Origin of the sequence: Acinetobacter sp. 1566109 (assembly GCF_000582255.1) — a bacterium.
In the GTDB taxonomy this organism is placed as follows: domain Bacteria; phylum Pseudomonadota; class Gammaproteobacteria; order Pseudomonadales; family Moraxellaceae; genus Acinetobacter; species Acinetobacter nosocomialis.
Genome location: NZ_JEYB01000006.1, coordinates 1 through 11,760, shown reverse-complemented (window position 1 = coordinate 11,760; position 11,760 = coordinate 1). Strand labels below are relative to the sequence as shown.

At 40.1% G+C, this 11,760-nt stretch carries 10 protein-coding genes; 8 read left to right on the top strand and 2 right to left on the bottom strand.

What is annotated here, in order from left to right; genetic code table 11:
- Positions 1 to 7 precede the first annotated feature (7 nt).
- The 8 genes from J582_RS08465 to J582_RS08430 all read left to right on the top strand — a co-directional run bounded on the left by J582_RS08465 (position 8) and on the right by J582_RS08430 (position 9,749).
- Positions 8 to 493 carry an aromatic-ring-hydroxylating dioxygenase subunit beta gene (locus J582_RS08465; RefSeq protein ID WP_032047730.1) on the top strand — a complete coding sequence of 162 codons (486 nt, stop codon included), beginning with the start codon at positions 8 to 10 and terminating at the stop codon, positions 491 to 493.
- A gap of 10 nt (positions 494 to 503) precedes the next feature.
- Complete coding sequence (locus tag J582_RS08460) at positions 504 to 1,241, top strand: SDR family NAD(P)-dependent oxidoreductase (RefSeq protein ID WP_032047729.1); 738 nt, start codon at positions 504 to 506, stop codon at positions 1,239 to 1,241.
- Between the two features lie 34 nt (positions 1,242 to 1,275).
- Positions 1,276 to 2,229, top strand: a complete 954-nt coding sequence (locus tag J582_RS08455) for a PDR/VanB family oxidoreductase (protein WP_032047727.1) — start codon at positions 1,276 to 1,278, stop codon at positions 2,227 to 2,229.
- A 45-nt stretch (positions 2,230 to 2,274) separates the two neighbouring features.
- Complete coding sequence (locus J582_RS08450) at positions 2,275 to 3,231, top strand: p-hydroxyphenylacetate 3-hydroxylase reductase component (protein WP_080746809.1); 957 nt, start codon at positions 2,275 to 2,277, stop codon at positions 3,229 to 3,231.
- Between the two features lie 198 nt (positions 3,232 to 3,429).
- Positions 3,430 to 4,344 carry a transcriptional regulator FeaR gene (gene feaR, locus J582_RS08445; protein WP_022574416.1) on the top strand — a complete coding sequence of 305 codons (915 nt, stop codon included), beginning with the start codon at positions 3,430 to 3,432 and terminating at the stop codon, positions 4,342 to 4,344.
- 208 nt (positions 4,345 to 4,552) lie between these two features.
- Positions 4,553 to 6,868 carry a primary-amine oxidase gene (gene tynA / locus J582_RS08440; RefSeq protein ID WP_081405523.1) on the top strand — a complete coding sequence of 772 codons (2,316 nt, stop codon included), beginning with the start codon at positions 4,553 to 4,555 and terminating at the stop codon, positions 6,866 to 6,868.
- 144 nt (positions 6,869 to 7,012) lie between these two features.
- Positions 7,013 to 8,230: a hypothetical protein gene (locus tag J582_RS08435; protein ID WP_080746814.1), complete on the top strand. Its 1,218-nt coding sequence runs from the start codon at positions 7,013 to 7,015 to the stop codon at positions 8,228 to 8,230.
- Between the two features lie 31 nt (positions 8,231 to 8,261).
- On the top strand, positions 8,262 to 9,749 hold the full coding sequence (locus J582_RS08430) for an NAD-dependent phenylacetaldehyde dehydrogenase (RefSeq protein ID WP_032047723.1): 1,488 nt from the start codon (positions 8,262 to 8,264) through the stop codon (positions 9,747 to 9,749).
- Positions 9,750 to 9,813: 64 nt separating this feature from the next.
- On the opposite strand, the gene pcaD is transcribed toward J582_RS08430, so the two are convergent.
- Together pcaD and pcaF are read right to left on the bottom strand one after the other, a co-directional pair.
- Entirely contained in the window at positions 9,814 to 10,593 is a 780-nt protein-coding gene (pcaD, locus tag J582_RS08425; protein ID WP_032047721.1) for a 3-oxoadipate enol-lactonase, read from the bottom strand.
- Between the two features lie 10 nt (positions 10,594 to 10,603).
- On the bottom strand, positions 10,604 to 11,760 hold a 1,157-nt coding region (gene pcaF, locus J582_RS0104455; protein WP_032047720.1), incomplete at its 5' end, for a 3-oxoadipyl-CoA thiolase.

Sequence of the window (11,760 nt, the reverse complement as noted above, 5' to 3'; positions counted from 1 at the left end):
GAGAGCAATGAATATTAATCTGCAATTATTAAATGAAGTCACTGCTTTCATCTGGGCCGAAGCAGATATGTTAGACCATAGCGAGTACCGTGAATGGCTCAATTTATGGAATGAAAAGGGTGTTTATATCATTCCGATTGACCCGAACCTCACAGACTACGAAAACAACTTAAATTATGCCTATGACGATAATCATATGCGTAAGTTACGTGTAGAACGACTCGAAAATGGTGAGGCAATTTCTACGGCACCAAAGGCGAATACGGTACGCAGTATTTCGCGAGTACGAGTGATTCAAGATCAAGATGATGAAATCGTTTTACGCTGTGCTCAAAATTTACGTGAATTCCGTAAAGAAAACCTCAAGCATTACACGGCCGATATTACGTACCATCTAACCCGTAATGCCGATACTGGTTTTAAGATTAACCGTAAAATCATTAACTTGGTTAACTCAACCGATACCTTAGCTGGTATTAGCTACATTCTTTAGGAGCGGTAACATGAAACAGGTTGTTTTAGTGACAGGTGCTGCTTCTGGACTCGGTAATGTGATTGCTGAATATTTTGCGAGCCAAGGTCATCAAGTGATTTTGTCGGCAAGTACGCTTGAAAAAGCCGAAAATGCCAAAGCACAAAGTCAGTATGCCCAAAATATGCTTCCTTTAAAGCTGGATATTTCGGTCGAGGCAGATTTTCATGCAGCGGTGCAATGGATTGAAGAGAAATTTTCTAAACTTGATGTGTTAATTAACAATGCTACCGTCACTAAAGCAACACCCGTATTAGAAATTACCGCAGCCGATTTTGATTGGGTGACCCAAGTTAACCAACGCGGCACCTTTCAAGCTTGTCAAATTGTTGGTCAATACATGGCCAAAAAAGGTTATGGACGCATCATTAATATGGCGTCTTTGGCAGGACAAAACGGCGGTACTGCAACGGGTGCACACTACGCGGCAACCAAAGGGGCCATTGTGACGTTAACCAAAATTTTTGCCAAAGAGTTTGCGGCAAAAGGGGTGACGGTTAATGCGGTTGCACCAGGACCAATGGAATCTCCAATCGTTCATAGTGTGGTGCCAGACGAAAAAATGGAACAGTTCATCCAGAATATTCCGGTTAAAGCCTTAGGAAGTATGCATTTTATTGCTGAAACTTGTGGGTTGCTTGCGAGTCCAAATGCGGGGTTTGTGACTGGTGCAACATGGGATATTAACGGTGGTTTATTCATGCGTTAAGCCAATCGCTTAAGCATGAAAAGGGAGTTAAATCATGACTACACTTTATGATGTTGTCGTTAAAAATCGCCATGTGGAAGGTGGAAATATTGCAGTTATGGAATTTGAATCTGCAACTTCTGCTGCATTACCAAAGGTTGAACCCGGTGCACATATTGATGTGCACTTACCGAATGGTATGGTGCGCCAATATTCGCTTTGCCAAAATCCAAATGACGAAGGAAAGTTTCGCCTTGGAATCTTACGTGACCCTGAATCACGTGGCGGCTCGATTTCTGCATTTGATGAAATTAAAGATGGGATGCAAATTCAGGTCAGTGAGCCAAAAAATTTATTTCCACTTTTAAAAGCCAAGCACAGTGTATTGATTGGCGGTGGAATCGGGATTACGCCATTAATTACGATGGCATATCAACTTGCACATGAAGGTGCATCATTTGAGCTTCACTACTGTGGTGCTAGCTCTGAAAAATGTGCTTTTGTTGATGAAATTAAAAATGGTGAGTTAGCACAATACACAACTTTCCATTTTAAATCCGAAGGTGCAAGCCACAGAGCATTTTTTGAATCTGCCATTAAAGATATTAACCCTGAAAGTCATATTTATACCTGTGGTCCAGTCGGTTTCATGGATTGGGTGATTAATCTCGCCACGACTCACGATTTTCCTGAGCAGCAAATCCACAAAGAGTATTTCCAAGTCGAAACAGACACGTCAGGAGATTCATTTGAGGTGGTGGCTGAGCGAAGTGGAAAAATCATTATGGTCGAAGCTGGTGAAACCATTTTGCAGGCTTTGGCTAAAGAAGGCATCGAGATCGAAATGTCATGCGAGCAAGGCGTATGTGGAACCTGCATGTGCGATGTGATTGAAGGCGAACCAGATCACAGAGATGTTTATTTTACTGATGAAGAAAAGGCCAGCAATGAGCAAATATTAGTGTGCTGTTCACGTTCTAAAACACCGAGATTAGTTTTAGATATCTAATGCTCTCGCGATTTATATGGATGTAAGAGAAGGTTTAGGAGAAAGATGATGAATGTATTACAACAAATAGATGAGTTTACGGTCGATCCACTACAGTTTCGACGAGCATTAGGAAATTTTGCAACAGGCGTTACCATTGTTACTGCACAAAATGCACAAGGTGAGAAAGTCGGTGTAACCGCAAATAGTTTTAACTCGGTATCACTCGATCCACCACTTATTTTGTGGAGTATTGATAAAAAATCGTCAAGTTTTTCAGTATTTGAAGAAGCAACACATTTTGCAGTCAATATTTTATCAGGCACGCAAATTGAGCTGTCTAATAAGTTTTCGAGACGCAATATTGATAAATTTGCCGACACAAATTTTCAACTTGGCGCAGGACGCGCACCCATTTTAGAAAATTGTTCTGCGGTGTTTGAGTGCGAACGTTATCAAGTGATCGAAGGTGGTGACCACTGGATTATTATTGGTAAAGTGGTTCGTTTCCATGACCAAGGCCGAAGCCCGCTGGTTTACCATCAAGGTGCATATTCTTGTGTAATGCCGCATCCAAGCCTTCAAGTTAAACAAACTGAAGAGAACGGCGTAGACCAAACACATTATGGGCACTTATATAATAATGTTTGCTATTTGATGAGTCGTGCTTTTAAAGCTTATCAAACCGACTATATTCCTAAGCAAATGGCTTCGGGTTTCCGTACCAGTGAATCACGTCTTTTGCTCGTTTTAGCCAGTGGTACTGCTTCAAGTAAGGAAGATTTACCGCGTGATATTGCTATGCCAATGCAAGAAGTTGAAAGATCAGCTGAAATTCTAAAATTTGAAGGGCTATTGGTTGACCACGATAATTTATATGCACTAACGGAAAAGGGTAAACAAACGGCGCAGTATTTATTTGATATTGCCGATAGCCATCAAAATGAGGTGTTTAAAAAGTATTCTGAGGAACAAAAGGATATTTTTATTACCATGCTGAGAGATTTTGCAGGAGTAGCATAAGTCCCATTAAGCTGATAAATTGAATTGATTTATCAGCTTATTCATATCTAGCTGACTATCATCAAAACAATTCCAAGGATAAGGAATTTTTGGCACACAATTTGTTTATCAATAAAACAAGATTGCAAATAAGCCAAGACAGTGCACCACCACAAACGCAAAATTTTGAGTGGTGGCATATGTATAGAGAGGTAAGGGATGAACCAATATGTAAGCGATGCATTACTCACATGGACGCACCATATTAAAAGTGTGTGCGGCAATTTTGAAACCGATTTTGACGGGACCCGTAATTTATTCATAGGTGAAGTTCAGTGCTTTTTATTGGGCGATACCGAAATTGCTTTTATCAAAAACAATGCCAATAAAATTGTCCGAAAAGCCGATGAAATCGATCGAGTGAATAATCGTTTTTGTTTTTTGATTTTGCAGTATTCGGGAAAAATGCTGCTCGAGTATAAAAATGAAACCTTAAGCCTAAATGAAGGCGATATTGTTTTGGTCGACCCGGTCGAAACAATTTCGATGTATCCGCAAGGTTTAGTCAGCCAGATTTCAGTCCATCTATCGCGTGAAAAATTACTGAAAGAAAATATTAGTACCGAATATTTTGGAAAACTGATTACTCAAAATATGAGCGGCTTTTTACTTAAAAATATTTTGAAAAACATGTCTGCTGAAAATATCAAACTTTGGTACGCAACTGAAGATGGTAATGCTTTTGAAGATGCGTTAATTGCTCTAATTAAACCGACAATTAATTATAAAAATATTAATAGCTCAAATAATCTAATGGAAAAAGCTGAGCGTTATATTATAGAAAACTTAGCAAAACCAGATTTAACCCCTAAATTAATTGCAGAGCATATTGGGGTGTCGCTACGTCATCTCTACCGTTTATTTCTTCAAGAAAATTTATCTATTAACAAATATATACAGCTCAAACGCCTAGAAAAAGTCAAAGCAGATTTGCTTGATAAAAGAAATAAACAAAGCTCAATTACCCAAATTGCCTTGAAGTGGGGTTTTTGGGACGGTGCTCATTTTTCAAAAATCTTTAAAAAGACTTATGGTATTTCTCCTAAAGAATTTAGAGAGGGTATGTCGGTTTAATTCTTTCATCTCTCAATGTCATTTTTAGACAAATCCGACGTCATTCTTGAACAAGCTAGCCTTATGTAACTGTGTTGAAATTAAATTCATTAGAGCAGGTTAGATAAGCTTAATAACCATAAAACTATTAAGTTGGTCTAATAAATTTCACTCACAGGAAGTGCATTTTAACTATCTGATTCAGATAGTTCAGGGATAGATGAAAAGGATGAAACCAATGCGTAAACAACGATTATTGAATGACATACAAAAAATACTGGCACTTAACTTATCAATCGCTGCAAGCTTTTGGGGACTCAATACTCAAGCGTTTGCTCATGCTGGAAAGGCCGACATGGTCTCACTTTATCAAAACATGAGTGAGCAAGGCGCTAAAGTCATTAAAGATGACTTTACCAATACCTATACAATTACTAAAGGCTCTATGGTGGTTAGAGCCAAGCCAAACTCAAATCAGGTTTTAGTGAATGGCAAACCTTTCAAACTCAGCGTGCCTTTATTAATTAAAGATGGTAAACCTGTTATTGGAAAAGATTTTTTTAATGAAGTCTTCCAGTCTGGGTTGGATCAAACCTTTAAAGTTGAAAATACTTTTCATCCGCTCAACAGTTTAAATTCTGACGAAATTAAAAAAACATTTGATGTGATTAACCGCTCGAAATATGCCTATAAAAATATGCGTTTTGCCGAGTTAAAGCTTAAAGAGCCTGAAAAAGCAAAAGTTTGGGATTACTTTATTAATCACAAAGAATTTAAAGAAGATCGTATTGCCTCTTTTATTTTGTTAAAGGGGAGTCAAGCGATTGAAGGTGAAGTTAATCTTAACACTCAACAAGTCACCAAATGGAATGTACTTAAAGACACTCATGGAATGGTGCTGCTCGATAATTTTGAAGCCGTACAGCGTGTAATTGAGACAAGTAAAGAATATCAGGAAGCTTTACGGAAACGCGGCATTACCGATGTGAAGAAAGTGATTGCTACACCGCTAACTGTTGGATATTTTGGCGGTAAAGATGGTTTGGACAAACAACTCAATATATTAAAAGTTGTTGCTTACTTTGATGTCGGTGATGGTAACTACTGGGCGCATCCGATTGAAAATTTAGTTGCCGTAGTCGATTTAGATAAAGAAAAAATTATTAAGATTGAAGAAGGTTCAATCATTCCTGTACCAATGGCAAATCGACCTTATATGTCGAATAAGCCAGTACCAAGTAAGCTAAAACCACTCAATATTACTGAACCTGAGGGTAAGAACTTTAGCATTACAGGTCAAACCATACATTGGGGCAACTGGTGTTTGCATGTGGCCTTAGACTCTCGTGTTGGCTTACAGCTTTCAACCGTGACCTATAAAGATAAAGGCGTTAAGCGTAAAGTCATGTATGAAGGGAACTTGGGTGGAATGGTGGTTCCATATGGTGACCCTGATATTGGCTGGTACTTCAAATCTTATTTGGACTCTGGCGAATATGGTATGGGAACACTCACATCATCTATTCTTCCTGGAACAGATGCACCAGACAACGCTGTTTTACTTGATGCCGTGATTGCAGACTATAAAGGCCAACCACAAGTAATTCCAAATGCGATTGCTGTATTTGAACGTTATGCTGGGCCTGAATATAAACATCACGAAATTTTTGGCAACCAAGATGCGAGTGAAGCCCGCCGTGAACTTGTTGTGCGCTGGATTAGTACAGTGGGGAACTACGATTACATGTTTGACTGGGTATTTGCCCAAAATGGTGTAATTGGGATTAATGCGGGTGCAACAGGTATTGAAGCTGTTAAAGGTGTTAAATCACGCACCATGCATGACAGTAACGCAAAAGAAGACACTAAATATGGAACTTTAATTGACCATAATATTGTGGGTACAACGCATCAGCACATCTATAACTTCCGCTTAGACATGGATGTAGATGGGGAAAACAACAGCTTTATGCATATGGACCCTGTGGTGAAAGCCAATGACAAAAGTGGTGTCCGTACAAGCTCAATGCAAATTGACAGTAAAGTCATTACGAATGAGCAAAATGCAGCTGAAAAATTTGATCCATCCACTATTCGCTTACTCACGAATTTCAACAAAGAAAATAAACTAGGTAATCCGGTTTCTTATCAACTCATTCCTTTTGCAGGTGGAACACACCCTGTAGCAAAAGGAGCCAATTTCTCTAAAGATGAATGGTTATTTAAACGTTTGAACTTTATGGATAAGCAAATTTGGGTGACTCAGTACAATCCAGACGAACGCTACCCTGAAGGGAAATATTCAAACCGTTCAACTCATGACACAGGATTAGGACAATTCATTGGCAACAATGAGAATATTGAAAATAAAGACCTTGTGGTGTGGATGACAACAGGAACAACCCATGTGGCACGTGCTGAAGAGTGGCCAATCATGCCAACAGAATGGGTAAATACACTCATCAAACCTTGGAACTTCTTTGACAGTACCCCGACTTTAAACTTGGGTGAAGACGAGCAAAACACACAGCACGACCATCACTAAACGGGTGCATGATCTAGAGTGGGTAACGAATCAGTTACCCACACTTGAGCACGGTTAGGCCGTTCGCAAAAAAGGAATTTCTCAATGAAAAATTTATTTTCTCAGGTTGTGAGAGGGACTCTCTTTGTCTCATTTTTTTCAACTGTGCATGCTGGTGAGCTTGAAATTAAGCCAACTTTTGAAGCAACTTTTGGGGCTTTTAGTAGCGGCAAAAGCTATAACGGCGAAAACCTAGATGATGAAAGAGTCAATTGGCAAGAAGGTCATCTTAAATATGGTGCGAAGGGAAACTACACCTTTAAAAACAATCAGCTCTATGCAAGCTTGAGCGGTATTAGCTCGGCAACATTTGGTGATGGTGACGCAGGCCAAAATAGTAATGGTAAAGAACGTAAAACAGATGTGAATGAATGGATCATTGGTTTTAAAGACGGCACCAATAAAGATGAGTTAACGACCTATGATTTAAGTATCGGTCGACAAAATATCATGATTGGTGATGGGTTCTTCATTGCGGGTGATGCGTTAAATCTTGGTAAAGCGCCTGCGGATGGCACCCTAGATCGGGGCGGAGCATATTATCTGGCAGCTCGTCGAAGCTTTGATTTTACAAGTTTGCTTCAATATAAACCGCAAGAAAATACAACGCTAAAGCTGGCTTATCTAAAGTCAGACAATAAAGCACAATTTTCCCCAGAACTCTTTGTGACTGATCTGATGTATCAGCTTAAAGATAAAGGCGTTGGGTTTACTTATTTAAATGTATTAGACCTTAAAGATGCTGAACAGGTTTCAGAGCGACAAGATCTCAAAAACTATGCTTTACGTTTGAATTATCAACCTTTGCCAGAGTTACAAGTTAAAACTGAGTTTGTAGTTCAAGATAAAAAAGATGGACAAGAAAATGCTGGCTACTTAGCGCTGAACTATAACTTTTTATCTTCAAAATATACCTCCTCATTAGGTTACCGTTTTAGCCATTTTTCCGACCAATACGATCCAATGTTTTATGGCAATACAGTCGGGTTCGGTACTTGGTTTCAGGGCGAAGTTGCCGGAAATTATGCTGGTCCATTCAATAAAAATGCAGATATTCATCAAGTCTCTTACACGATGAATTTGAAAGAAAATTTTATGTTGGGTGCTTTGGCTTATAAGTTCAAAACAGTAAATAAGTCTTTAACCAATGTAGATGGACATGAGCTGGATGTATTCTCGGTTTGGTCGGTCAATAAAAAATTCAACGTGATTCCTTTAGTGGGACTCTATAAACCGAAACACGATATCCATAGTGGTGCTACACAAAACTACGATGACAAAACCAATGTCTATGGGCAGTTAATTTTGCAATACATCTATTAATAGATCCTTTAAATGAATTGAGAGAAATAAAATGAGTGAAGTTCAGATTTTACAAAGCGTGCAGCAATTTATGGCACGTCAACATGGACATTTTATTGATGGAAAATTAGTTGCTGCTGAACATTTGGATAAAGTGGATATTGTGAATCCATCGACTGAACAAGTGGTTGCTCAAATTAGTATCGGTAGTCAACAAGATGTCGAAAGCGCCGTGAAAAGTGCTGAACATGCTTTTCAAAATGCTTGGGCTGAAACGACGCCGTATGAACGTGGCGTTAAACTAAATAAGTTAGCAGATTTAATTGAGCAACATGGTGAAGAACTTGCACAGCTCGAGTCGTTATCCACCGGAAAGCTTATCAATATTTCCCGTCATCTTGAAGTCGCACAATCCGTTATTTTCTTAAGATATTTTGCAGGTTGGGCAACCAAAATTAATGGTCAAACCATGCAACCTTCTATTCCTTCTATGCAAGGTGAGAAATATACGGCCTTTACTTTAAGACAGCCTATTGGCGTGGTTGCAGGTATTGTGCCTTGGAATTTCTCACTGATGATTGGAGTTTGGAAAATAGGTTCAGCTTTGACAACTGGTTGTACCATTGTGCTTAAACCAAGTGAGTTTGCCAGCTTATCTTTATTACGTTTAGCTGAACTTGCCATTAAGGCAGGTATTCCGGCAGGTGTGATTAATGTGGTTACAGGTAAGGGAGATACAGGGCAATATTTAATTGAGTCGCCACTCGTTAAGAAAGTTTCATTTACAGGTTCGGTACCAACAGGTATTGCCATCGGTAAACTTGCGATGAGTAGTGATTTAACCCGTGTAAGTCTGGAGCTGGGCGGTAAAAATGCCATAGCTGTTTTAGCCGATGCAAATATTGATGAGATTTTACCGACTTTGTTGCAAGCAACTTTTGTACATCAAGGTCAAGTTTGTGCATCCCCAGAGCGTTTTTTTGTACACCATACAAAACATAATGAACTAGTCGAAAAACTCTCTAAAGCACTTTCTAGTTTAAAAATTGGATCGGCTATGGATGAAGGAAGTATGTTTGGTCCACTCTCTAATCAGCCACACTTTCATAAAGTGAAACATTATTTAGATATGGCTAAAGCCAACAACCAGATTATTGCTGGAGGTGAGGCTTTAGATCGATCAGGATATTTTGTACAACCGACTTTAATTTCCTTTAAAAATACCAATGATCCTTTATTTTCAGAAGAAACTTTTGGTCCAGTAGTCGGGGTAATGCCATTCGAAACTGATGAAGAACTTATTCAGCTTATGAATCAGTCGCGCTTTGGTTTAACCGCAAGTATTTGGACAAATGATTTGTCTAAAGCTTTGCGTTTAATTCCTAAAATTGAAGCAGGGACCTTGTGGGTCAATATGCATACGTTCTTAGATCCCTCAGTTCCATTTGGTGGTGTGAAAGCTTCAGGAATTGGTAGAGAGTTTTCAGATGCATTTATTGAAGATTACACCGAATTAAAATCGGTGATGATTCGTTATTAATTTTAAAAACTAAATGCAGATATAAAAAATGGCCCCTATAGGCCATTTTTTTTGAATCATTAAATTAGCCTAATAAAAAATCCTTTAGGATTTTATTAAAAGCTTCAGGCTGTTCTACATTGGAAATATGAGAAGCGTCTATCTCTGCAAGTTGTGATTGTGGAATGCGCTGCTGCATAAATTGACCATCTGCAACAGTCGTTACAGGGTCTTGAGTTCCAGCAATCACCAATACAGGTATTTTGATGTCTTTTAACTGCTCACGGACATCCGCTTTAGCCAAAGCCTCGCAACAATTGGCATAACCTATTGCGCTGCCAGCACTTAAGTCGTTACACAGGTTGTTGACAATTGAAGGATGACTTTGGATAAAGGGATCTGTAAACCATCGCGAAGCTGCTGTAGCTGCGATTGGCTGTAAACCTTGCTCACGTACTAATTTTGCACGGTCAAGCCACGCCTGCTCTTGTCCGATTTTAGCGGCAGTATTTGCAACAATGACATGACTAAAACGGTTAGGGTAGTGAATCGCAAGCCATTGACCTGTTAAACCGCCCATTGAAATACCACAAAAAGCAGCTTTGCTAATATTTAGATGGTCGAGTAAACGGACAACATCTTCACCTAATTGCTCTACAGTATATGGACCGTCAGGCGTAGATGATGAACCGTGACCACGAGTGTCATAACAGATCACAAAAAATTGATCTTTTAACTCATTAAACTGTTTTTGCCACATGCCATAGTTAGTGCCCAAAGAATTGGAAAACACCAGAGCAGGGGAAGAAGGTTCGCCAAAAGTTTGATAGTTAATTTGTGCATCGGCAGATTGAAAAGATGGCATTTGTTTCTCCTTAAAGTGCTTCAACACGTTCAATAATGAGTGCAATCCCTTGTCCCACACCAATACACATTGAACACAAGGCATAACGACCACCTGTTTGTTCAAGCTGGTTCAAGGCTGTAGTGACTAGCCGTGCACCCGAGGCACCAAGTGGATGGCCCAATGCAATTGCTCCACCGTTTGGATTGACCTTGTCAGAGTTGTCTGGCAAACCTAAATCACGAGTCACTGCCAAAGCCTGTGCAGCAAAGGCTTCATTCAGCTCAATTACATCCATCTGCTCTAAAGTCAGGTTGGCTTGTTTCAGTAATTTTTTAATGGCTGGTGCCGGAGCAAAACCCATAATGCGTGGTTCTACACCCACCGCTGTTGAAGCAATGATCTTGGCACGTGGTTTGAGGTTGTAAGCCTGAACTGCATCATCAGAAGCAATCAGTAAAGCTGCCGCACCATCGTTGATGCCTGAAGCATTACCCGCAGTAACTGTACCATCTGCTTTCACAACAGGTTTAAGTTTGCTTAAACCTTCAAGTGTGGTGGATGCACGTGGATGTTCATCAGTATCAATCACAACAGCCTCACCCTTACGCTGAGGGATTTCAACTGGCACGATTTCTTTAGAAAAAAAGCCTTTGGCTTGCGCGCTTGCGGTGCGTTGTTGGCTCACCAAGGCAAACTGGTCCTGATCTGCACGATTGACGTTGAACTGTTCAGCGACGTTTTCGGCAGTCTGGGGCATGGTGTCTACACCATACCATTCTTTAAGTTTGGGGTTAATGAAACGCCAACCCATGGTGGTATCTTCAATCTTCTGGCTACGGCCAAAAGCACTGTCAGACTTACCCATCACATAGGGGGCACGGCTCATACTTTCCACACCACCTGCAATCACCAAGTTCGCTTCACCTGCTTTAATGGCACGGGCAGCAATAGCAATCGCATCGAGTGATGAACCGCATAAACGGTTAATGGTGGTTGCCGGCACCTGATACGGTAAACCAGCAAGCAGTGCTGACATACGGCCAACATTACGGTTGTCTTCACCGGCTTGGTTGGCACAGCCATAAATCACATCATCGACCTGTTCCCAATCTACACTTGGGTTACGCTGCATGAGGGCTTTAATGGGTACAGCACCAAGGTCATCGGCACGAACGGGAGCAAGGC